This window comes from Sphingorhabdus buctiana, from assembly GCF_042680825.1.
Taxonomy (GTDB): domain Bacteria; phylum Pseudomonadota; class Alphaproteobacteria; order Sphingomonadales; family Sphingomonadaceae; genus Sphingorhabdus_B; species Sphingorhabdus_B buctiana.
Genome location: NZ_JBHUEL010000013.1, coordinates 19,013 through 41,877 on the forward strand (window position 1 = coordinate 19,013; position 22,865 = coordinate 41,877).

20 protein-coding genes and 3 pseudogenes are annotated in these 22,865 nt (G+C 57.8%); 16 read left to right on the forward strand and 7 right to left on the reverse strand.

What is annotated here, in order from left to right; translation table 11 throughout:
• Window positions 1-494 precede the first annotated feature (494 nt).
• From ACFSAG_RS14760 to ACFSAG_RS14775, 4 genes and pseudogenes are all read right to left on the reverse strand, one after another.
• Window positions 495-1,657 (reverse strand): annotated as a pseudogene (locus tag ACFSAG_RS14760) (CaiB/BaiF CoA transferase family protein).
• On the reverse strand, window positions 1,657-2,517 hold the full coding sequence (locus ACFSAG_RS14765) for an acyl-CoA dehydrogenase family protein (RefSeq protein WP_381516435.1): 861 nt from the start codon (window positions 2,515-2,517) through the stop codon (window positions 1,657-1,659). The pseudogene ACFSAG_RS14760 and the gene ACFSAG_RS14765 overlap by 1 nt, the downstream one beginning before the upstream one ends.
• A pseudogene (locus tag ACFSAG_RS14770) lies at window positions 2,506-2,831 on the reverse strand (acyl-CoA dehydrogenase family protein); the annotation flags it as partial. The gene ACFSAG_RS14765 and the pseudogene ACFSAG_RS14770, both read right to left, overlap by 12 nt.
• A gap of 76 nt (window positions 2,832-2,907) precedes the next feature.
• Window positions 2,908-4,374, reverse strand: coding sequence for an APC family permease (locus ACFSAG_RS14775; RefSeq protein WP_158899541.1), 1,467 nt, complete (start codon window positions 4,372-4,374; stop codon window positions 2,908-2,910).
• Window positions 4,375-5,011: 637 nt separating this feature from the next.
• On the opposite strand from ACFSAG_RS14775, the gene ACFSAG_RS14780 reads away from it, so the two are divergent.
• The 9 genes and pseudogenes from ACFSAG_RS14780 to ACFSAG_RS14820 all read left to right on the forward strand — a co-directional run.
• On the forward strand, window positions 5,012-7,297 hold the full coding sequence (locus tag ACFSAG_RS14780; protein WP_158899539.1) for a TonB-dependent receptor: 2,286 nt from the start codon (window positions 5,012-5,014) through the stop codon (window positions 7,295-7,297).
• Window positions 7,298-8,355: 1,058 nt separating this feature from the next.
• On the forward strand, window positions 8,356-9,108 hold the full coding sequence (gene ndpH / locus ACFSAG_RS14785; protein ID WP_465270199.1) for a maleate isomerase: 753 nt from the start codon (window positions 8,356-8,358) through the stop codon (window positions 9,106-9,108).
• Between the two features lie 10 nt (window positions 9,109-9,118).
• Window positions 9,119-9,898, forward strand: a complete 780-nt coding sequence (gene ndpF, locus ACFSAG_RS14790; RefSeq protein ID WP_381516398.1) for an N-formylmaleamate deformylase — start codon at window positions 9,119-9,121, stop codon at window positions 9,896-9,898.
• Window positions 9,899-9,917: 19 nt separating this feature from the next.
• Window positions 9,918-10,994 (forward strand): 2,5-dihydroxypyridine 5,6-dioxygenase, encoded by a 1,077-nt coding sequence (ndpE, locus tag ACFSAG_RS14795; RefSeq protein WP_381516401.1) that lies wholly within the window; start codon window positions 9,918-9,920, stop codon window positions 10,992-10,994.
• Window positions 10,981-11,649, forward strand: a complete 669-nt coding sequence (locus ACFSAG_RS14800) for an isochorismatase family protein (RefSeq protein WP_381516404.1) — start codon at window positions 10,981-10,983, stop codon at window positions 11,647-11,649. Before ndpE ends, ACFSAG_RS14800 begins: the two co-directional genes overlap by 14 nt.
• Complete coding sequence (locus ACFSAG_RS14805) at window positions 11,646-12,809, forward strand: FAD-dependent oxidoreductase (RefSeq protein ID WP_381516406.1); 1,164 nt, start codon at window positions 11,646-11,648, stop codon at window positions 12,807-12,809. Before ACFSAG_RS14800 ends, ACFSAG_RS14805 begins: the two co-directional genes overlap by 4 nt.
• A gap of 7 nt (window positions 12,810-12,816) precedes the next feature.
• Window positions 12,817-13,773 (forward strand): alpha/beta fold hydrolase, encoded by a 957-nt coding sequence (locus ACFSAG_RS14810; RefSeq protein WP_381516409.1) that lies wholly within the window; start codon window positions 12,817-12,819, stop codon window positions 13,771-13,773.
• A 35-nt stretch (window positions 13,774-13,808) separates the two neighbouring features.
• On the forward strand, window positions 13,809-14,516 hold the full coding sequence (locus ACFSAG_RS14815) for a TetR/AcrR family transcriptional regulator (protein ID WP_381516411.1): 708 nt from the start codon (window positions 13,809-13,811) through the stop codon (window positions 14,514-14,516).
• A 373-nt stretch (window positions 14,517-14,889) separates the two neighbouring features.
• A pseudogene (locus tag ACFSAG_RS14820) lies at window positions 14,890-15,015 on the forward strand (IS110 family transposase); the annotation flags it as partial.
• Between the two features lie 54 nt (window positions 15,016-15,069).
• Here ACFSAG_RS14820 and ACFSAG_RS14825 read toward each other — a convergent pair.
• Together ACFSAG_RS14825 and ACFSAG_RS14830 are read right to left on the reverse strand one after the other, a co-directional pair.
• Window positions 15,070-15,342, reverse strand: a complete 273-nt coding sequence (locus tag ACFSAG_RS14825; protein WP_381516414.1) for a hypothetical protein — start codon at window positions 15,340-15,342, stop codon at window positions 15,070-15,072.
• 21 nt (window positions 15,343-15,363) lie between these two features.
• Window positions 15,364-15,675 carry a 2Fe-2S iron-sulfur cluster-binding protein gene (locus tag ACFSAG_RS14830; protein WP_381516417.1) on the reverse strand — a complete coding sequence of 104 codons (312 nt, stop codon included), beginning with the start codon at window positions 15,673-15,675 and terminating at the stop codon, window positions 15,364-15,366.
• Between the two features lie 85 nt (window positions 15,676-15,760).
• On the opposite strand from ACFSAG_RS14830, the gene ACFSAG_RS14835 reads away from it, so the two are divergent.
• The 7 genes from ACFSAG_RS14835 to ACFSAG_RS14865 all read left to right on the forward strand — a co-directional run bounded on the left by ACFSAG_RS14835 (window position 15,761) and on the right by ACFSAG_RS14865 (window position 22,508).
• Window positions 15,761-16,057, forward strand: coding sequence for a Rossmann-fold NAD(P)-binding domain-containing protein (locus ACFSAG_RS14835; RefSeq protein ID WP_381516419.1), 297 nt, complete (start codon window positions 15,761-15,763; stop codon window positions 16,055-16,057).
• Complete coding sequence (locus ACFSAG_RS14840; RefSeq protein WP_158899523.1) at window positions 16,057-16,506, forward strand: nuclear transport factor 2 family protein; 450 nt, start codon at window positions 16,057-16,059, stop codon at window positions 16,504-16,506. Before ACFSAG_RS14835 ends, ACFSAG_RS14840 begins: the two co-directional genes overlap by 1 nt.
• A gap of 249 nt (window positions 16,507-16,755) precedes the next feature.
• Window positions 16,756-17,217, forward strand: a complete 462-nt coding sequence (locus ACFSAG_RS14845; protein WP_381516422.1) for a (2Fe-2S)-binding protein — start codon at window positions 16,756-16,758, stop codon at window positions 17,215-17,217.
• The gene (locus ACFSAG_RS14850) at window positions 17,214-19,478 is read left to right on the forward strand and encodes a xanthine dehydrogenase family protein molybdopterin-binding subunit (protein ID WP_381516424.1); all 2,265 of its coding nucleotides are present in this window, start codon (window positions 17,214-17,216) and stop codon (window positions 19,476-19,478) included. The genes ACFSAG_RS14845 and ACFSAG_RS14850 overlap by 4 nt, the downstream gene beginning before the upstream one ends.
• 99 nt (window positions 19,479-19,577) lie before the next feature.
• Window positions 19,578-20,429: an XdhC family protein gene (locus tag ACFSAG_RS14855; RefSeq protein ID WP_381516427.1), complete on the forward strand. Its 852-nt coding sequence runs from the start codon at window positions 19,578-19,580 to the stop codon at window positions 20,427-20,429.
• A complete protein-coding gene (locus ACFSAG_RS14860) occupies window positions 20,426-21,070 on the forward strand; it encodes a nucleotidyltransferase family protein (RefSeq protein WP_381516430.1) in 645 nt (214 codons plus the stop codon). Before ACFSAG_RS14855 ends, ACFSAG_RS14860 begins: the two co-directional genes overlap by 4 nt.
• 266 nt (window positions 21,071-21,336) lie before the next feature.
• Window positions 21,337-22,508 (forward strand): IS3-like element ISSpma3 family transposase gene (locus ACFSAG_RS14865; RefSeq protein ID WP_120218809.1). Its coding sequence is split into 2 segments (ribosomal slippage): window positions 21,337-21,589 and window positions 21,589-22,508, totalling 1,173 coding nucleotides; the frame shifts between segments, so codons are not numbered across the junction.
• A 68-nt stretch (window positions 22,509-22,576) separates the two neighbouring features.
• Here the strand turns inward: ACFSAG_RS14865 and ACFSAG_RS14870 are convergent.
• A complete protein-coding gene (locus tag ACFSAG_RS14870) occupies window positions 22,577-22,792 on the reverse strand; it encodes a hypothetical protein (RefSeq protein WP_381516432.1) in 216 nt (71 codons plus the stop codon).
• Window positions 22,793-22,865 lie beyond the last annotated feature (73 nt).

Below are 22,865 nucleotides of genomic sequence, written 5' to 3' on the forward strand. Positions count from 1 at the left end.
CGCGGTATTGAACCGCCGCACGATGTCAAGGGTCTTCCCGATCAAGTTCGGGGGCGCTGCACGCGGTGCACCCTCAGGTCATGTACAAGGCTCATTAGTCTGTCTTCCAGAGCCGGGCCGATTGGCTTTCCGGCCCTTTGCTGGATATTTCCGGTCCTTGCAGACGCCTTCGACTATGTCGGCTATGACATTCTCGACGTTGCGATCATCACTCGCGGCCGGAAGCCGAGAACTCCTCCTGTTCGGCCGGCAAGCTTACTGCAAAGTAGGCGCGGTCGGCGGGCGGGGCGGTGTCATCGTGTCTTTGTTGGGCCAATCGCGCTCGATGTGGGGACGGCGAGGTGCTTCAGTCGATCGCCCGAACCCGCTTTCATCGGTCGCCGAACAAGCGTAACAAGGAGTGACGTTGGCTTAGATTTGCGGCGGGCGCTGGTTGTTTCCTAGTGCTGCAATGCGTCCAATGTGACGATCGCTGCCTCGGGGAGTACTGACCTTCAAAGCCAGCAGGGCTGATCTCGTCCTAGCAAGGGCGATCCGCAGTCGAGTGACAGGCCGGCATGCTCAAATATAAGCGGCGTGCGTATCCCCTCGACCGGGGACGCGCCGGCTCGATCAAATCGTCTTACCAGTCCGCGCGCCGTAATCTGGGGATCAGCCAACACCTGGGCAACTGTATTGATTGGGCCAGCTGGTACCGTCGCGGCCTCCAGCGCACCCAGTAAGTCGTCACGCAACCAATTTTGCGTGATTGCGCTGATGATGGTGGTCAATTCGTCCCGGTTGGCTACCCGCGAAGAATTGGTCGCGAATGAAGACGACGCCGATAGTTCGTCGAGTCCGACTACTTTGCAAAAGCGGTCAAACTGACCATCGTTGCCCACCGCAAGTATTAGCCAGCCATCCTTGGCCGGGAACACTGCATAGGGTGCGATATTCGGATGTGCGTTGCCCAGTCGGACCGGATTTTCCTGCGTCGCCAGGTAGTTCATCGCTTGATTGGCAAGAACACCGGTCATGCAGTCAAGCAGGGCAACATCCACATGGTCACCGCGGCCGGTCCGTTCACGGCGCGTGAGGGCGGCCTGGATGCCGATGACGGCATATAGGCCGGTCACGATGTCAGCCAATGCCACGCCGATTTTCTGCGGTGCGCCGGCGGGTTCGCCTGTAAGGTCCATGATCCCGCTCAGACCCTGCACGATGAAATCATAGCCGGCACGAGCGGCATAAGGACCGTCCTGACCAAAGCCACTGATGGAGCAATATATGAGGCGGGGGTTCAGGGCCGAGAGGCTTGCATAGTCCAGCCCGAACTTGGCCAGACCGCCCACCTTAAAATTTTCGAAAACGACATCGGCTTCGATCGCCAGGCGGCGCACCTCCTCGAGATCTCGGGCCTGCCGAAGTCGGCGGTAATCGAACGCTTCCCGCGATTGCAGGCGTGGAAATAAGCTGCGTCATGTGTCCCGTTGCCATTGTCGATAAATGGCGGCCCCCATCGGCGCGTGTCGTCGCCGTCCGGACTTTCTACCTTCAATACGTCCGCGCCAAGATCCCCGAGGAGCTGTCCGGCCCACGGGCCGGCCAGAATTCGGGCCAGTTCAAGGACCCTTAGGCCCTTGAGCGGCTGGTTTACGCTCGCGGTTTCTTGCTGCATCAGAAAGCCGCGATCCCCGTGATGGCCCTGCCGATAATCAGGGCGTGGACATCATGGGTACCCTCGTAGGTGTTGACCGTCTCGAGGTTGACCATATGGCGGATGACCTGATATTCTTCTGAAATACCATTTCCACCATGCATGTCGCGAGCGGCGCGCGCAATGTCCAGCGCCCTGCCGACATTGTTGCGCTTGACCATCGAGATTATCTCGGGTGCGAAGCGATCGTCGTCCATCAGGTGGCCCACCCGCAGACTCGCCTGCAGACCCAAGGCGATGTAAGTTGCCATATCCGCCAACTTCTTCTGACAGAGCTGGGTTGCCGCCAGCGGTCGTTCAAACTGTTTTCGATCCAGCCCATATTGGCAGGCAGCGGCATAGCAAAACTCGGCCGCTCCAAGCGCACCCCAGCTGATGCCGTAGCGGGCGCAGTTGAGGCAACTGAATGGCCCGCGAATCCCCTCGACGCCTGGTAGCAGGGCATCATCCGGTACGAAGACCTCGTCCATCATGATCATGCCCGTGATCGAGGCGCGAAGTGACAATTTTCCAGATATCTTGGGGGCGTCGAGACCCTTGATTCCCTTTTCAAGGATAAACCCGCGGATCTTCCCGCCATGAACTTCCGAAGTCGCCCACACAATGAAGACGTCGGCGATCGGAGCGTTCGAGATCCAGGTCTTGGCTCCCGTCAGCACGTATCCTCCATCGACCTTGCGCGCTCGGGTTTTCATTCCAGCCGGATCGGATCCTGCATCCGGTTCGGTGAGGCCAAAGCAACCGATCAGTTCGCCGCTTGTCAGGCCGGGCAGATACTTCGCCTTCTGCTCTTCCGAGCCGAACGCATGGATCGGGTACATGACCAATGAGGATTGCACCGACATCATCGAACGATAGCCGGAGTCGACACGCTCAACCTCCCGGGTGACGAGGCCATAGCTCACATAACTTGCACCCGTGCCCCCGAATGCCTCGGGAATGGTGATGCCGAGCAACCCTTGCGCCCCATTTCCGAAAAAATCGCGGTATCGGTGTGTTCCTGAGCAAAAGCCTCGGCAACCGGGGGCTGCAACTCGTTCTGAGCGTAGGCCCGCGCGGCATCGCGGATCATGCGTTCTTCTTCACTCAGTTGGTCTTCAAGGTAAAAGGGGTCGGACCGTAAAAATTGATGCATCCAAAATCCGATCAAAATTCACATACATGTTGACTGCAGCCATGTTTGACGCGCCCTGCCGTTGAATGTCAGATCATCACAGGTCGTCCAGCTGCATCTCAGCGAACTTCGCTGGACGATAACGGCGGAGCCAAAGCGCGAACCCTATGCCGGCCGCCATTGCCAACGGTATGCCAATCGGAATGCGATTGACCACCGGATTCTGGCTGCCGCTCAGATATTCGAAGTTTGTCACCGCGAAGTACAGCGCCACCAACAACCCGAGAAACGCTAATATCGGCGCGATCACGTGCTGCCAGAGGTGACGTTCGGGATGCTTTCGGAAATAGGACACAACCGCAACACTGGTCAGAGCCTGCATGAACATTACACCTACCGCCGCAAAACCAAGAACGATCAAGCCCAGTCCAAGCATTGGGTGCAGCCCCAGAAATGCAGCGCTTGTAAAGACAATAAGCGCGACGACCGAAATCGAGGCGCTTGCTGCTGTTGGCGCGCCGTGTACCGGATGCGCGCGACCGAGCACGCGGGGCAGAAAGCCCTGACGGCCAAGCACGAACAGATAGCGCGCAGCAACATTATGCATCGAAAGAACGGTCGCAAACATGCTGGTAACGAGAGCCGCCTGGATGATAGTTGTAAATGCGTCATTTACATACTTATCACTCAGCTTGAAATAGACGAGGCCGACGTCTGCTTCGGGAATTCCCTTAATGTTGTCGGGTCCAATTGCACCTATAGTAATCCACGAAGTGATGAAGTAGAAGATACCGATTATGAAGATTGCGATGTAAGTTGCCCGGGCCACCGATTTTTGGGGGGACTTTGCTTCCTCGGAAAACAGTGCAGCGGACTCGATACCGAAATAGCAGGTAAACGCGAGCAGGATCGCAACACCGGGCGCACCACCTAACAGACCGCTGAAATCGAGCGATTGAGCCGGGAAAGCCGCGCTGCCCAACTGTCCAACAAGAATTGCATCGAAAAATAGCAGTAGCATGAATTCGATAAGGATGACGATCAGCACCACTCTGGCACTGAAGTCGATCTGGCGAAGGCCCAAGAAACCGATAATTACCCAGGCTACCAGAGAATAAACGACCCAGTGGAGATCGAATCCGAGCAAGTCGCTGAATGTGGTTTGCATCATATAACCGAGATAACTGAATCCCCCTGGCACAAACATTGTGTATGATGCGACCGCGACGCCGGCTGCTCCCAAGCCTACAACCGGACCGAGGCCGTGCGCGATATAGGTGTAAAATGCGCCGCCAGTCACCACTTCGCGACTGAAAGCGGAATAGCCCACTGCGAACAATGCCGTGACGACCGTCGCAACGACGAATGCCAGCGGGAGGGCCGTGCCACTACCGAACACAAGTGCCACGGGCAGCACCCCAATGACGCAGGCGAGTGGCGCGACGGCCGCGATAACAAAGACAGCGAGCCGGAATGTGCTCAGAGAGCGCGGAAGCGCAACGGATTGACCGTCAACGGCGGGCTGAACAGACCCAGATGCGACGGCGACCTTTGTTTGGGTCATATATTCCTCCATGAACGACCAATAATTTCATTGGATGCCGAATTTGACGGCAACAGTTCTGATCTCGAGGGCTTCAACGAAAGAGCATCCAACCCCTGCTTGATCGCAACACCGATGCCTGATCGATAGCGCCGTGAACGAAGCTCAACAATTCCCGTTTTCTGCATCCACCCCTCCATCTCGTTCGCACTGCCCCAAAGACAATTGCGCTATCGTCTGCAGGCAAACTGGCATTCGCTGCGTCGCCTGAAAATCGCGCTGGTCGCGAACGACTCACACTAGTAGCAAAATTGCTTTTCTCCACAACTAATTTATGCGAGTGGTGATTTTATGTCAGGATGGCAAGGTGGTCATATCTCCTCCGATTCGATCCATAAAAAATTTCATAAACTAATGATAATATGCTATATTCTAGGTGCTTTTTTGGCGCAGAGTGGACCGCGAGGGCAATTAAGATAGGCTTGCATTGACGTTGACAATGACATAAATTATGCAGTAGGATAATTATAGCAAAGGTGGTTTAACCGTACTTCTCTGGGCGGGAGTGCTTGTTCGCGAGCGGGAGGAGGATGGCGGAATTCGAATGCCATGGAGTCCTGATCGGTGGGAATGACATACATAAAGAGGGAGAATTGAAATGATTGCTCGATTGATACGCGGTTCAGCACATACTGCGTTGGCAGTTTCGCTCGCTTCGTTGCCGCTGGTTTATTCTTCGGCGGCTTATGCTCAGGATGCCGCAACGCCCGAGGAAGAGCAGCAGGTTGCAGGCGACTCCGGCGACATTATTGTTACCGCGCAACGGCGCGAGCAACGTCTCCAGGACGTTCCGGTTGCCGTCTCCGCCTTTGGCGAAGTGGCGATTGCGGCCCGCCAAGCGGTGCAGATTGGCGATTTGATGAAGGTTACGCCAAATACACAAGTCGCATCTCCCTTCGGTGAAGGCGGTCCGCCCAACTTTGTTATTCGGGGTATTTCTTCAACCGACTATTCTGCGAACCAGAGCAAGCCTATTGCCGTCTATATCGACGAAGGCATCCGCGGTCTTTCAACATTTGAAACGATGCCTTTGTTTGACGTCGAGCGCGTCGAGGTTCTTCGCGGCCCACAGGGAACGCTTTACGGGAAGAATGCGACAGGTGGTGCCGTAAACATCGTAACCAAAAAGCCTAGTTTTTCGACCGAAGGATATGTAACCGGCTCTTACGGTAACTTTAATCGTGTTCGGTTACAGGGAGCCGTGCAAGCTCCCTTGATAGATGGAGTGCTGGCGGTGCGCGTTGCTGCGCTCTACGTCCATGACACTGGCGTGCTTGAAAACGTGACGCCGGGCCTTGGCGATCTGGACCAGACGGACGTCTTTGCTTTCAGAGGGGCACTGCAGTTCGAACCCTCGAACAGCTTTGAGGCTACGCTACGTTACAACCATGTTAGGAGCGGTGGCCGTAACTATGCGCCGTTCGCCGGGAACATTGATTTCAATGATCCGGCAATTTTGTTTCCCGGCAATAATTTGTCCGGTCTTCCCGGATCGAACCGAAATGGCTTGGGCTTTTTTCAAACTGCAACGACCAACACGCCAGAGCGGACTATCCGCAGCGATGGGCTAAACCTGATCATGAATTGGGATGCATCCGATGTTATCAGGCTGACCTCTGTGACGACCTATGACTGGGGCAAGTGGGTCGATATTGGAGATGACGACGGCCTTGTTATCGAGGCGGATGACCCGATCGTCACCTTTGGCCGAGATATCAAGCAGTTCGTTCAGGAGTTGCGTTTGGCGACGTCATTTGATGGACCATTCAATGCTCAGGCCGGTCTTTTCTATTCGAAAGACTCGGTCAATGCCGGGTTCGATTATTCGCTCCTTACCGATCCGGGTTGCGGTCCCGCATGCAGCTTTGGATTTACGCCAACCGGAACGGGTTTTGTCCAGTCAAATAGTTTCGATCAAGAGCGCAAAAGCTATGCGGCTTATCTTCGTGGCGATTTAGAAATAACTGAGACAGTTTCCGTATATGGCGGTGTGCGATTCAGTCGGGATAAAGTCGCTGTTGCAAACTTCAACGCATTCCTAGGGGATAATATAGATCCCTTGGCCTTCCCAACCATAAGTGGCTATTCCGACCGCAGCACCTTTAGCAATACCAGCTTCGAAGTAGGTGTAAATTGGAAGCCTTCCGACGACGTCTTGCTCTATGCCTCCATGCGCGAAGGCTATCGCAGCGGTGCAGTGAATGCGCAAGCGTTCAGTGATCCGTCCGAAATCACCTTCGCGCCCCCTGAGACGGCGCGGACCTATGAAGCTGGCTTCAAATCTACCCTGCTAGATCGCACGCTGACGATCAACGGTTCACTGTTCCAGACCGACTACCGTAACCAGCAGGTCGTCGTGACTGAAGCGGGGGGGTTGTTTCCTCTCCGTTCGATCAGTGGTGCCCGCGTCCGCGGTATCGAAGCCGAGATAACTGCGCGGCCAATAGATCGGGTAACGCTTGGTGTGGGCATTGGTGCACTGGATCCCGAATATGACAACGATGCTGTCGTATCAGGTTCGAGCGGCACCATTGTCGCCGGGAACCAAATATCAAATTCTGCGAAATTTAGCTTAAACCTCACGGGCGGCTTCGTGCTCGCGGAAATTAAAGATGGGACGGTCGATCTCAACATTGATGCGTCTTATACCTCGCGCATCTATTTTGATATTGCGCAAACGACAGCGGTTTCCCAGAAGGGCTATTGGGTTTCCAACGCTCGGATTGCGTACAACGGAGATCGTTTTTCTGTTGGTGCAGGCGTGAAAAACCTCTTCAATCAGAAGTATTTCAACTACGGTTTAGCGTTGAGGTTTGCGGGGCTTGATTACCTCATTCGGGGCACGCCGCGCACATATGGCGTAGATGCTACTTTCCGGTTCTAACCCGGGAAGCCACAAACAAATCTCTTGGTAAACTTCCCCCGCTGCGACGCTGCAGCGGGGGCAAATTGAATGATAATCCTTCCGTGTCTGGTTTGACGTTAGCCGCCGCGTTTTTGAAAACTCGTATAGTGTTCGGCCTCTCGCCTATCGCAACCGGCAGCGATAAAACTGAATGTTTGATCATCATGCTTTGCGCGTGCCACATTCGGGAAAGAGGCAAGTATCCGCCATTTCACTGTGCTACCAAAGTGGTTTGTTGGTGTCCCATTGCGAGAGATGATTTCCTCAAGCGCTCACAAATCCACAATAGTGCATTGGAAAGCCAATGTTTGATCAGCGCTCAATTGCTGCTTCAAGTAGTTGAATGCGCGTAAAAGTTTGAGGGGATAAACGTCGCAGGCGTTACCCAGTGCCAAGGAGCTACGACTGCGAGAGCTTTCGCGTCGGGGGGAAGCATCGGCGGCGTCGGGTGGCAGCCCTTGAGGTATTCAATGGTAGTAAGCGACTAACCAGGTTGGAAAGTTCCTTCACCAAACGCCGGCAAAAAACATTGGGGATTGATGTTGTGATAGGTTTTATTTTGATCGCCTGCTTTCAAGTCGACTAATCGGCCCATGTGCTCGACCTGCATGAGTTAACGGGCGATTTTCAAGCAATGGTTGGCGGATCTGCAAAAATGGCTGCGCAGATTGGCCTCAGTTCTTTTGCTTTCGGCGCGGCAAGTACAGCCCAACAAAATTGATTGTGGACGTTTCAGAAAATACCGCATTCGCAGAATTTGATCGTATTGCAGAACTTTTTCATAATCGTCTGGCCTAGGCGAGATTGCCATAGCGTGGGAAGCCCTCACCGCTTCAAGCCAACAGCTTTGTACGGAGGTTTTTATGGCATACCCCTTATAGCTATGAAACTGTTACATTATATTGAGAGTGGTGGGTTGCTATGCGATTTTGTTACTGCAACGCTTCGCTCGGCGTGTATCCAATGCATGCGGCCGGCGAATTTCGCTTGTATTTATACGAGTGACTAATTAATATATATGAGTAAAGGAGATCCTCATGAGAACCTATCGCATCGGCCAGATCGTGCCGAGTTCCAACGTGACGATGGAAACCGAGATTCCGGCACTCTTGCGTGCGCGTGAGACGATTTCGCCTGAGCGCTTCACCTTCCATTCCTCGCGCATGCGGATGAAGCATGTCACGAAGGAAGAATTGGCCGCGATGGATGCGGCGAGTGATCGCTGCGCGCTTGAACTGTCCGACGCTGCGGTCGATGTGATGGGCTATGCCTGCCTCGTGGCGATCATGTCGATGGGGCATGGCTATCATCGCGAGTCGCAGGCGAGGCTGCATCAGGTCACCGTCGACAACGGCAATTCAGCGCCCGTTGTCTCCTCCGCCGGAGCGCTTGTCGATGGCATCAAGGCGATTGGCGCGAAGAAGGTCGCTATCGTTGCTCCCTATATGAAGCCGCTGACGGAGATGGTCGTGAACTATATCCGCAGTGAGGGTATTGAAGTGACGGAATGGCGCGCTCTTGAGATTTCCGACAATCTCGCGGTTGCCGGGCACGACCCGGCCCGTCTTCCCGGCATTGTCGCCAGCATGGAACAGATCGGCGACGTCGACGCGGTCGTGCTGTCGGCATGTGTGCAGATGCCGTCTCTGCCCGCTGTCTCGATTGTCGAGGCGCAGGTCGGCAAGCCCGTTTTGACCGCGGCGATCGCCACGACCTGGGCGATGCTCAAGTCGCTCGATCTCGACACGCGGGTGCCCGGCGGCGGCACCCTGCTTTCTGGCGCCTACTAAGGGGATGGCGATGCGCGGCTATAACGTCCATGCGAACGGCATCCGGCACCATCTGATTCAGCACGGTGAGGGCGGCCCGCAAATGCTGTTGATTCCGGGGATTACCTCGCCGGCGGTCACCTGGGACTTCGTTGCAAAACCCCTTTCGGAGCATTTCGAAGTTCATGTTCTGGATGTGCGGGGGCGCGGGCTCAGCCAAGGGGGAGACCTCGACTATTCGCTCGATGCGATGGCGGACGACGCTGTCGCTCTTGTTGAGGCGCTCGAAATGGACGCACCTATCGTTCTTGGCCATTCGATGGGCGCACGCACGGCGATCCGCGCTGCTCGCAAGGCGCCGGGGGTCTTTGGCGGGCTGATCCTCGTCGATCCGCCGGTAAGCGGACCCGGCCGGCGTCCCTATCCCTCGGCCTGGCCCTGGTACGAAGACTCCATCCTGTTGGCACAGCGGGGCTGTTCGGCGGAGGACATGAAGACCTTCTGCCCCACCTGGACCGAAGAGCAGCGCGCGCTGCGGGCGGAGTGGCTCCATAGCTGTGATCTTCATGCGATCGACACCGCCTACAAGGGTTTTCACACCGACGACATTCATCAGGACTTGCCGCACCTCGATTTGCCGATGCGCCTGGTAGTGGCCGGCGCCTCTCCGGTGATCGAAGAGGCCGACATCGCAGAGTTCAAGCGCCTTGCGCCGAGCATCGAAATCACGACGGTCGAGGGCGCGGGGCACATGATCCCGTGGGACGACCTTGATGGTTTTTTGCGCGCCGTCAGCGATTTCAGAATTTGACAGAATTGGAGCGTCCGCAATGGATCGCGCAAGCTTTATCGAAATTTGCCTGCATCAACTGAAGATGTCCGGAGTGCGTGCGAACGAGCGCCTGATTGTCCTCACCCAGGGCGACGAACGCCTCGACTATGCAGATGCCTTCCTCGCTGCCGGCAGGACGTTGGGCGCGAATATTTATCACATGCGCCTTCCCGCGGCGTCTCCCATGGGGGGGTGGGCGGTCGGCCAGACGTCGCTCGCCGCCATGCCGGAGGCGGTTGAGGCCCTCAAGAACGCCGACATGCTCATCGACTGCATTTTTCTGCTGTTCTCGCCGGAGCAGATGGCGATCCAGGCGGCCGGCACGCGCGTGCTGACCGTGGTCGAGCCGCCCGAACTGCTCGCGCGCATGTTGCCGAACCCTGAACTGCGCGAGAAAGTCGAGCGGGCGGGGGAATTGCTGGCGCAGGCCAAGACGATGCACATCACCTCTCCTCATGGAACCGATGTGATCTACAAGCTCGGCACATACCCCACCATCACCGAATATGCCTGCACGGACCAGCCCGGGCGTTGGGATCATTGGCCTTCAGGCTTCGTATTTACCGGCGGGGACGATGACGGTGTCGATGGTCAGATCGTCGTGGGGCCGGGCGACGTGCTCCTCCCCCAGAATATCTACGTTCGCGAGCCAATTACCTATACGATCAAGCGGGGATGGATCACGGACATCCGCGGCGGCTTGGAAGCCGACCTCGTCAAATCCTATATGGCCGACTTTGAGGACGAGCGCGGATTTGCCATGAGCCATATTGGCTGGGGGATGAATCCGGATGCCAAATGGCATCGAATGACGCCGGGCGAATTTCCCGGGGGCATGGGGATGGAGCCGCGCAGCTATCTCGGCAATGTGCTGTTTTCGACCGGCCCCAACAACGAGCTTGGCGGAATGAACGATACGGCCTGCCACCTCGATATTCCCATGCGCGGCTGCTCACTCTTCCTCGATGGCAAACCGGTGCTGATCGATGGTGAAATCGTGGTCAAGGAACTCCAGTTCGACCGAAACGGCCGTTCGAGGGAGGCGGAAAGCAAGGTGTTCGATGTCGCAGGCTGAGGTTTATGAAAGGGCCGGATTCGGCCGCAGCGCTCCCAGAGGAACCCGTCCGGCGGTTATCGTGGTCGATTTCTCCTACGGCTTCACCGACACCAGCTATCCCACAGCCACGGATATGAAGGCTGAGATCGCTGCGACGCGTCGGCTCACTGATGGTGCGCGCGAACGCGGCTTTCCCGTTATTTACACCACGATCGCCTATCAGCCGTGGGAGGCGGAGGCATTGCCCTGGCTTCGCAAGGCGACCGGCATGAAGGCGCTGTTGGCGGGCACGAGGTTGGTCGAGATCGACAGCGCGACGGGCATCACCGCAGGCGATCCCATCATCGTCAAGCATGGTGCGTCGGCCTTTCATGGCACCAATCTTGCCGGTCTGCTTACCGCTGCCGGGGTCGATACGGTTGTAGTTACGGGAGCGACCACATCGGGATGCGTGCGCGCGACCGTCGTCGATGCCGTGCAATCCGGTTTTATCGTGCTGGTGCCGCGCGATTGCTGCGCGGACCGGGCGTCCGCGCCGCACGAAGCCAATCTTTATGACATCGCCCAAAAATATGGCGACGTTACCAGCTCCGACGACATCCTGAACTGGTTCGGCCAGCTCGGGGCTTTGGAGGGGCGGGGCTCGGTTAATGAAGGAGAGGTAGATCAATGACCCAACATGTAATCATCGCCGGCGCGGGACCGACCGGCCTGCTCACGGCGATCGGCCTCGCGAAAGCGGGGACGCGCGTTACAATCCTCGAATCCGAGGCGCAGCTCAACGATAGTCCGCGAGCGCTTGTCTACCACTATCCTGTTTTGCCGTACCTCGAGAAGCTCGGGCTTCTGCAGGACTGTGTCAACGAGGGCTTCCTTCGGCAGACCTTCGGCTGGCACATCCACAGCACGGGCGAAATGATCGAGTGGGCGGGTTCGCCAGCCTATGAGGACGGCCAGGCCCTGCATCTGCATCAAGGCTTGCTCTCCCGGGTTCTGGCCCGCCATGTCGCGATGCTTCCTAATATCGAAATCCGCTACGAGGCGCGCTTGAAAGGTTGCAGCCAGCATGCGGGTGGCGTGGTCGCCGAGCTCGACGGACCGGGCGGGCCGGAACGCTTGGAGGGTGATTTCCTTATTGGCGCCGACGGCGCGAACAGCACGGTGCGCAGAGATGTTCTCGGGCTGCAATTCTTCGGCGTGACCTGGCCCAACCGCTACATCGCGACCAATACAAAGATCGATCTGTCATCGTTGGGATATTCGCCGACAGTCATGCAGATCGACCAAAAGCATGGCGCGGTCATCTGCAAGATCGATCAGTCGGACGCTTGGCGCGTTACCTTCGTCGAAGATCCGGAATTACCCCTCGAGGGGTTGCCCGAACGCATCGATGCCATGTTCGCCGACCACCTGCCCGATCTGCCGTACGAAGTTCTGGCCGCCTCGCCCTACCGAATGCACCAGCGCGTGGCGGACAAGATGCGCGTAGGCCGCGTCATCCTCGTAGGCGATGCCGCACATGTGACCAATCCGACCGGCGGCCTCGGCCTCACGGGCGGAATGTTCGATGCGTTCGCTTTGATCGAAGCTCTGAACCGGGTGATACATGATGGCGCCGATCACGACATTCTGGAATTCTACGAACAAGACCGGCGGCGCATTTTTACCGAAATCACGTCACCGCGCGCTTCGCTCAACCTGCGCAACCTCTATTATCTCAAGGAAGGCCAGGAGAAGGAGGAGCGAATTCAGTTCCTCCGCACCGTCGCGGGGGATCAGGAACTGATCCGAAGGGAACTGAGTTTCACCGACCAATTGATCACTCATTTCTGAGGTCATCGTGGGGCCGTATCGACTCAAGGACTTCGGCGGCCGGTTCCTCACCGGTGAACCCGTTCACGCTGAGGGCAAAATCTGGCCGGGGATCGGTGCCTATGTCGAGTGGTTCATACCCGAGCAGTCGCGGCCGGTGTCCGTGCTCTTCGTTCACGGAGGGGGCGGGCAAGGGTCCGAATTCCTGCGGACACCCGATGGTCGGCCTGGCTGGGCGCATAGCTTTCTGAGCGCGGGCTATCCGGTTTTTATCCTTGATCGCCCTGGACACGGGCGGTGCGCCTGGAACGAACGGATACTTGGCCCGGCGTTGCCGCTTCCGGACTATGGGTTCCTTTATCCTCGTTTTGTTGAACCGGCACGGCATGATCTCTGGCCCGAGGCGGCAAAGCATGATCGCTGGCCCAAGGATCCCCAGGCTGGCGACCGGTTTATGGCGAGCCAAGGTCCGATGGCGACTACGCTTGCGGCGAGCCAGCATCATGTCGAGGCAATCGCCGACCAACTGTTCGAATTGACCGGCCCTACGATCATCGTCAGTCATTCGGCCGGTGGTCCGTGCGGTTGGGCCCTAGCTGCCAAGGGCGGCGACAAGGTTGCGGGGATCCTCGCGATCGAGCCACTGGGCTATCCTGGGATGGTTCATCCACTCGGAACGTTTGAGAACGGTCTTTGTGCGGCGCCCTATGCCGGGACGGCCGATCCGTTCGAGCGACCCGTGGCAATCGTCACGGCCGAGGCAAGTTGGATGCGTGATGCCAATGCGCGCGCGGCCGCGTTCATTCGCGATCGCGGAAATATTTCTGAGCATATCCGCCTTGAAGAGCATGGCCTCGGGGGCAATGGACACATGCTGATGAGTGAGATAAACAGCGCAGCGATCGCGGATTTGCTTGTCGGATGGATCGAGCAGAACCTCCGCGGACAGGCTTCCCTTCCTGGCAGTGACGCCGTTCATGGCTAGAAAAGGGCTCGAACTTGAATTCGGAAGGAGTTGAGATGGATTCCAAGGCCACGGTCGCTGCAGAAAATGCAGTGAAGGGTGAGAAAAAGAAGCCGGCAAGGCAGCCTGGGCGTCCCAAGAATAACGGCAAACTGAAGGAAAAGATTCTGGACGCGGCGGAAATCGCCTTTGCCGAACGTGGCTATACCGGGATTAGCGTTCGTGACATTGCGGAACGCGCTGGTGTCAATCAGGGACTGATTCGCTATTATTTTGACACGAAAGAGCAGCTTTTCGACGAAGTATATAAACGGCGCGGCGGGCTGCTGTCCGGGCATCGTCATGTATTGTTAGACCGGTTGCTTGATTCTGACCAGCCAATACATGTACGGGACATCATTCGGGCCTATCTCCAGCCTCAGTGGGACTTGAAGCACAGCGGCGAGTCTGGCGCAGCGTTCGCGCGATTGCAGTCCCGCCTTCATTCGGAGGCTGAAGAACACGCCTTGCGACTTCGGAAGGAAGTTTATGATGCGTCGGTCAAACGATATGTAGACGTCTTGGCTCAGGCTATTCCTCATCTGCCACGACGGACGATCGGGTTGCGAATGTCGTTCCTGGTCGGCACATATATGTTCATGTTAAATGATCTCGGGCGCATCGAGGATTTAACGGAAGGCAAGATACACCATCTGTCCAAAGACGAGATGCTCGATAATATAGTGGCGTTCCTCGCCGCCGGGATGGAGTCTGATCAGCCCTGATAGTGCTCCGCGCAAAGGAAGAACGTAACCGGCCGGAAACCGAAGGTATTCAAAGCCGTCCAACGCCCGAATTTGCGGTCGAACCGAGCCGCTTCTTTCTGTTTGGGCCACAAGCGCTATCAAGGCGAGCGTCTCCGGAAATGGCGTTGCGGCGTCGCCGCAGCCGGAGAATTACAAACCGAGCGCCCTCCCGGGCAAGATCAAGTTAATGTCATTATCGTCAAACCCAGTCATCACATGCTGGGACCAAACACCTAGATGCCGTAATGGGCCGGCGTCTCAAGAGTAGCCAGGCTGGTGGCTGTCCCTCAGAATGATGGTGTTGAAAACGGGTTCCGAGTGATCGGCCCCAAGCATCGTGAGAGGAACAGCCATTGAGTATTGTGCCGGGATCGATGTCTCTCTGAAAGAGAGCAGTGCGTGCATCGTGGATGCAAAGGGTAAAGTCGTCTTGGAGGTCAAGGTCGCCAGCGATCCCGAAGCGCTTGCAGGTTATTTCTACGAGCTGAGGCCACCGCAACCATTGTTCTGTGAAACACGATAAGGGAGAACATTATAGGAAAATAGCAAGTGTGGGAGATTGCCTTTCACGCCATTTGGCTTTTGCTGCCTGCGATCCGGATATGATGATAACGTAGCCACCGTCACAGATTAAGATCATCCCGTAAGCAGGCGTTTTTAAGGTCTTCACAAGAGAAACACCGCACCATTGCGACGGTGGCCGCCCGAAGGCACTTGCCCTGATCGCGACATTCAATTTGGCGCCAGTCGCTAACAAGGCCGCCGTTTCCTTCGAAAATTGTGCCCGATAAAACTTGCGATACATTCACTGGCTGGCAGCGCATCGCTAATGGCAAGGAGCCGCCAGTTCCAAATCGGTCAATGGGATGGCAACGCAGGGCAGACATTCCCCTGCCTTGACCTCGCACGCAAGGGCAGGCCCGTGGATCACATCTCCGCTAACGATCCTACGGCGACACAGCCCGCAATGCCCCGCGCGGCAATCGGCGACAACCGGGATGCCGTGTCCGTCCATCGCCGCAAGCAGGCTGGGATAGCCCTCAACATCGACGGTTTGTGTGCCAACGGTCAGGGTGTGACGTCCGCAGATCCCTGCTCTGCCGCCGAACAGTTCATGATGGAGCTGCGTCTCTCCCACGCCCAGCCGGATCGATGCCAGGGATATTGCCGCTGTAGCTGTAGAACTCCTGCTCGGCCAGGATTGCGGCAAGCAAGCACTCACATTGACTGGGCCTGATTCGCTCACCCTCGACCAGCTCGCGGATTGCTTATCAGCAGTCGCCGGGGCGGTTGTCCGGCCCGTCGAAGAGACGACCGAGGCGGCAGAGGCAAGGCTGCGAAACGCGGGCGCGTCGGAGCAATTCATTGAGTATTTCTCCGACATAGGGCGCAGCATCATGAAGGGGGACACGGCTGTGGTTACCGACGTTGTCGCTCGTATCACCGGACACCCTCCGCGCAACCTAAACGCCTTTCTGGCGGAGCACGCGCTGCTACTCCGGCGAACTGGGGGAATATAATGGTCGAGGCGTCGGTCGAAATGCAGCTCGCGCGCGAGAACGAGGCGTTGCTAAAGAGGCAAGTTGACGCTTGGGCGCGCAACGATCTGGATGAGCTCTTAACGGTTTACAACGAGGACATGGTATATGTAGACATTCCTTTCTCGGATCGTCCCGTGCGGGGCAAGCATGCGTTTCGCGAGTATCTGGAAGACTACAATGCGCAGTTCGTAGCGGGAACCGTTCAGGTCGAATATGCGAATATTGTTGCAAGCTCCAAGGCCGTCGTAGGCGAATTGCGAGTAAAGGCACGATATGTCGGCGAGGGCGCGCCCGTTGGCGGCGCGGAAATCTCGTGGGACGTCGTATTGATCGATACCATCGTGGAGGGCAAGGTTAGCACCGAACACGCCCATTTCGACTCGATGGCTTTTACCAAGGCCATCGAACAACACGATGACGGCCTCTAGTCGGAACCGAGCCGAGGTTGGGGCACCGTATTTCCCCCTGGCGCCGACTGAAAAGGACAACTGTACCAGCTATGGGCGGGGAACGTGTCCGCCCGATCGCTGACTGATTAATTATTCGTTTGTATAATTCAGTAGTAGTGCTACCGATTTTGGAGCGTCGATGCGCGTAGTTTGGTGTGGATTCCGCTAGGCCCGTGAATCCCAGTCGCACCGAGCCCCTCGAGCATCGCATGGGAGACGGGAGGCATCATGCTTGAAATTGAAGTGAATGGAACGAAGCACCGGCTCGATGTCGATCCGGCCGTGCCGCTGTTGTGGGTTTTGCGCGACAGCTTGGGACTCAAGGGGACCAAATTCGGATGCGGCGCAGGCTTGTGCGGCGCCTGCACGGTTCATGTCGATGGGGCCGCGGTGCGCAGCTGCGCCTATTCAGTCGGCCAGGCCGCTGGATCGAAAATCACTTCCATCGAGGGCCTCGGCGCGAGCAGCGAGCATCCCGTACAGGCGGCATGGCGCGAAGCGGGGGTGCCGCAATGCGGCTATTGTCAGCCTGGCATGATCATGGCCGCTGCCGCTTTCCTCAGAAACAATCCCTCCCCAAGCGATGAGGAGATTGCACAGGGTGTCACCAATATCTGCCGCTGCGGCACTTACAACCGCATCCGCAAGGCAATCCGCAGTGCGGCTCAGAGCGGGAGGGGCGGCCAGTGAAGGAACCTGTTCTCACGCGGCGAGGTTTCGTCACGGGCGCGCTGGTGACTGCGGCGGGCGTGAGTTTCACGCTCTCGCTCGCAGGCTGCAAGGACCGGACGAAGCTTCCCGATGATAGCGAACCGGGGGTCGAACTTCTCTCCTGGGTGGTGATCCATCGCGACAACAGCGTCACCTTGCGCGTGCCCCAAACCGAGATCGGGCAGGGGGTCTTGACGACGATCCCGCAAATGCTGGCCGAAGAACTCGAAGTGGATTGGTCCACACTAAAGAGCGAATTTTACGATCCGGCCGTTAACGCAACGCGGGGCAATGTCTACGTCTGGACGGCGGTCTTGAGCAGCCATTCCGCGCAGACCTTGTTCGAACCGACCCAGCGAGCGGGTGCACAGGTGCGGACTATGTTGATTCGCGCCGCGGCTGCGCGGCTGAAGGTGCCCGAAGTCGAGCTGGAAGCGGTCAAGGGGGCGATCCATCACAAGGCGTCTGGAAAGAAACTGAGTTATGCGTCAGTGGCGGAAGCAGCCGCGAAAATGCCGATTCCCGATCCGAAAACGGTGAAGCTGAAGGATGCAGCTGACCGGCAACTGGTCGGCAAGGCAATTCCGCGCCGTGATGTGGATGCCGCAATCCACGGTAAAATTACCTATGGCATTGATTTCGAACTGCCCGGTATGCGTTTTGCGGTCGCCCGCCAAAGTCCAACTTTCGGCGGAAAGCTGCGCAGCATCGACAAGGGCAGCATCAAAGACATGCCGGGCAATCCCAAAGTCGTCGAGATCAAGGGAGCCAAGGTCGGGTATAATGGGCCCGTTCCAGAAGGCGAGGATCCGGATGTTTGGGCTGCGCCGGTCAAGATGGATGATGCGGTGGCGGTCGTCGCCGACAGCTGGTGGCAGGCAAAAACCGCCCTCGATGCGCTGACAATCGATTGGGACGCCGGTCCTCATGCTAAATTTTCAAGCGTGGAGTATATAAAGACGCTTGCCAACCAGGCCCGGAGCGATGCCCCGGTGGTTGTCGAGGCTGGCGACGCCCGGAGCGCGCTTGCAAAAGCGGCGAAGACGCTGTCGGCGGAATATAGCTATCCCTATATGGATCCGGCGCCGTTGGAGCCGATGAACTGCAGCGCGTGTGTCGATGGCGGAGAGGTTCATATTTGGACCAATAGCCAGTTTCCCGACGATGCCTGGCGCATCGCCCATAGCTTGGTCGGGGTGTCGCCCGACAAGGCGCATGTCCATATCCTCCCGGCCGGCGGGGGCTTTGGCCGGCGCCTGCAAAATGATTTCGTCCATCAGGCGGTACAGATCGCGCTAGCCTGCAAGGGCACGCCCGTGAAACTGCTGCTGACGCGCGAGGAGTGCGTGCGTAAAAGCTATTATGCGCCAATCACGGCGGCACGCTTTGAAGCGGGGCTGGACGGCGCCGGCAATGTGACGGTCTGGACCTGTTCTGTCGCCAGCGGAACGTCGGCCGAGCAGAGCTATGGCGAAACGCGCTTTCCTTTCCAGCCGCCCAATGTCCGCTTTGCCTATAAGCGGAATCCCGACTCGCCGCTTCCGTTCGGTTGGATGCGGGGCGTCGGCTTCACCCAGCATCTTTGGATGAACTTCGGTTTCCTCGACGAACTGCGTCTGCTGACTGGCCGAGACGTCCCCGAATTCTACCGGTCGCTGCTCGATCCTTCCTATATTCCCGCCGATATAGAGGACCGCGACATCGCCGTTGCCCGGGTGAAGAATCACCTCAAGCTTCTCGATTTCGCGATCCAGAAAGGACGCTGGCACGCTCCGAAGGGGAGGGGACGCGGCCGCGGGCTCGCGGTAGGGGACACGAGCTACTATCCAAGCTATCCTTCGTCGACAAAGGCGGCGATCGTCGACGTCAGCTTGGACGAACAGGTCGGCCTGCGGGTCGACCATGTCTTTCTCGCAATCGATGCCGGCACCGTAATCAATCCCGATATCGTCCACGCCCAATTGGAGGGAGGGATCGCCTACGCTCTGACGACCGCACTCCATAGCGAGATCACGGTCGAGAATGGACAGGTGCAGCAAAGCAATTTCCATGATTATCCGATTCTGAAGCTTGACCGGATGCCCGCGGTTACGATTGAAATCCTGCCCTCAACTGAGCCGCCGGCCAGTATCGGCGAGGACGCAGTGCCGGTGACGATCGCGGCCTTGGTCAACGCGATCGCGGATGCCGGCGGCCCGCGTTTGCGCACTCTGCCTGTTACCAAAATCCTGGCGAGTTGACGGAATGCGACGACAAATGTTGGCGCTTGAAAAGTCGGTCCCGGTTTCGAGTGCAAGCTCCTCCAAAATCGCACGGCCAGCGAAGAGTGCGGGAAAGGAATGATGTCTTCCGACCACGCAGCCCTCGTTTATGCGGCAAACGCACCGGCCGCCTTGTGCACAATCATAGGGATCGACGGCAGCTTCTCGCGTCGGTGCGGCGCGCAACTCGCCATCGGTCGCGATGGTACGTTGGTAGGGGACATGGCCGACAATTGTCTGCAGAATGAACTGGCGGGCCAAGCGAAAATTTCCGCGCGCGACGGGATCATAAAATTGCTGCGCTACGGAAAAGGATCGCCTTTCATCGACTTTCGTCTCCCTTGCGGGTCAGGCCTCGACATTCTGATTGATCCCGCTCCGCAAATGCAACATCTGTCGAAGTGCGTCGCCGATCTCGACGCACGCCGGGCGACCGCGCTGTCTTTAGCTGTTCCGGCCGCCGACGATCGGCATTTCTTGCGCATGAGACGCTACATTCCGCGGCTCCGGTTACTTGTCGTGGGAACTGGAGCGGAGTGTGAGGCGCTGCAACGGCAGGCCAAGGCAACAGGCGTCGAGGTCGAATGGCACGTGGCCGGTCAGCATTTTTCCTTGAATACGGTCCCCACCGGGATTTCAGCAGATCCTTGGACGGCGGTTCTTCTCCTGTTTCACGATCATGAATGGGAGCATCGCCTTCTCGCGTGGGCCCTTCACACGTCGGCCTTCTACATCGGTTGCCAGGGCGGGGCTCAGGCGCGCGCGCGACGGCTTGAGTCGCTGCGCGCCAATGGCTGGGACGATACAGCCCTGGTCCGCATCAACAGCCCCGTGGGGCTTGTGCCTCGAGCGCGCACGCCGGAAGTCTTGGCCTTATCGATACTATCGGAAGTGGTCGGCGCTTATGAAGCATTGCACCCCCATCCGTGAGCGACCGGCTTTGCATAGCCATCATGGCGGCCGGCATGGCCCGCCGTTTTGAAGGGCCCAAGCTTGACGTCGAATTTTCTTCAAAGCGCTTGGGACGCCATGCGGTGGATGCGGCTCTCGAGTTCGATACGAGGAACTTGGTCATTGTCGTCGGCGATACCTGCCCCAAATTTGCGAAAGAGGCCGAGGCAGAAGGTATCGCCAAGCTCCTCGGCAATCCGGAGGCTCGGCTCGGTCTGTCCGGGTCGATCGCGGTCGCCATGCGGCACGCCGTGGAGATAAATTGCGAAAAATTGCTACTTATGCTTGGCGATATGCCGTTTGTCACATCCGCGACACTGCGCCGTCTCGCCGACGCGGCTACCGTTGGCTGTCCGTCCGCAGCGAAATATCCAGACGGCAAGGCGGGCATTCCTGTCTGTTTGACGGTGGATCAGTTCGCGGAAATGCTGCCGCTGCTGCAGGGCGATCGCGGCATAGGATCCTATCTCAGCGCAAGGGCGCAATGCCTCAGAGTTGATGTGCCTGTGCATGAACTGAATGATATCGACACCCGAATGGACCTCGCCGCGTCCAAGGTCACGCCGTCATTTCGCTCGGAGCAATCGGGGACCGTGCAGCACGGCAAAATTCGAAGCTGAATCAGCGATAAAATTCGCGCGCAGCGAGTCACGTTACCTGCTTCCGTCAGGCCGAATAGCCATTGTTTCTTGTGCGCTGCCTCGGCGCCTGTCAGGAAACCGCGCATAAAAGCTTAAGATGCCGTAACGGAGGGATGATGAAGTTTGACGTGCTTATCGTGGGCGCCGGGCATGGCGGCGCGCAGGTAGCGGTGGTGCTACTGACGTGACCCCCTGATTTTCCTCCAACAGTGATTAGAGTCCGGTCTTGAAGGAAGGACGGACAGATGAAGCGTTTGAGGTTTTCGGAAGAGCAGATCATCGGGGTGTTGAAGGAAGCGGAGGCGGGCGCGAAGACCGGCGAGCTGGCGCGGCGACACGGGGTGTCGGAAGCAACGATCTACAACTGGAAGGCCAAGTATGGCGGCCTTGAGGTGTCGGAGGCGAAGCGGCTACGCTCGCTCGAGGACGAGAACGCGAAGCTGAAGCGGTTGCTTGCGGACTCGATGCTGGACAATGCGGCGCTGAAGGATCTTCTCACAAAAAAATGGTGACGCCCGCCGTTCAGCGGGAAGCGGTCGCCCATCTCCAGGCTTGCCATGGGATGAGCGAGCGGCGGGCGTGCCGTGTCACAGGCGCCGATCGGAAGAGCATGCGCTACCGGTCGCAGCGTGGCGACGATGCCGAGGTTCGGGAGAAGCTGCGCGAGTTGGCGCAGCAGCGTCGCCGGTTCGGTTATCGGCGCCTGCATATCCTGCTGCGCCGGGAGGGCGTGATGATCAACAGGAAGAAGACCCAGCGCCTGTATCGAGAGGAGGGGCTGATGGTCCGACGAAGACGCAACCGGCGCCGGGCGATCGGTGCGCGGGCGCCCGCACCGGTGCTCGCGCTGCCGAACCAGCGGTGGAGCCTCGACTTTGTGCATGATCAGATGGCGTCAGGTCGGCGGTTCCGGGTGCTCAACATCGTGGACGATGTCACGCGGGAGTGCCTGCGCGCGGTGCCCGACACGTCGATCTCCGGGCGCCGGGTCGTGCGCGAGCTCAGCGATCTGATCGAGGAGCGCGGCAGACCGGGGATGATCGTCAGCGACAATGGGACCGAGCTGACATCGAACGCGGTGCTCGCATGGTGCGGTGAGGTCGGGGTCGAGTGGCATTATATCGCGCCGGGCAAGCCGATGCAGAACGGCTATGTCGAGAGCTTCAATGGCCGGATGCGCGATGAGCTTCTGAACGAGACGCTGTTCCTCGACCTCGATCATGCCCGCACAGTGATCGCGGCCTGGGCCGAAGATTACAACCAGGCGCGGCCACACTCGGCCCTTGGATATGAGACACCGGCGGCGTTCGCCGCCGAACTGCATAAGCAATGGCCTGTGCAGCTACGCCCTTCGGGCTCCGCTGCACAGGCCATTGCTTACACTGCGCTCATGCGCAACAAAGCTGCTGGGCTCTAATCCCCGCTGGTGGAAACCAGGGGGTCACGTCATTACCAATCATAAGGAACTGGCAATTTGCCCTGGATTCACAATCCTTCATCACCTGGTATGGAGTGGATCTGAATGGGTTCGGGCGGATCCATCGAAGATGGAGCTAGCTTTTCATAAAGTCGGGCGAGGGTGAGCAACTCCTTCACGGAGTTCGATTTGATCGCCTTGTCATAGCTGCTACGTATCAGGAACTCCTTTTTGGTCATCTTCTGCTTCTTGCCGGCTACCGTAACGGCGACCTCTTCATTCATCACTTTGGACTTGTAACGGTTTCGTGCCGGTCACCTATCTCATTATGCCACCTTGGCCTCGAATGCGAGCGGG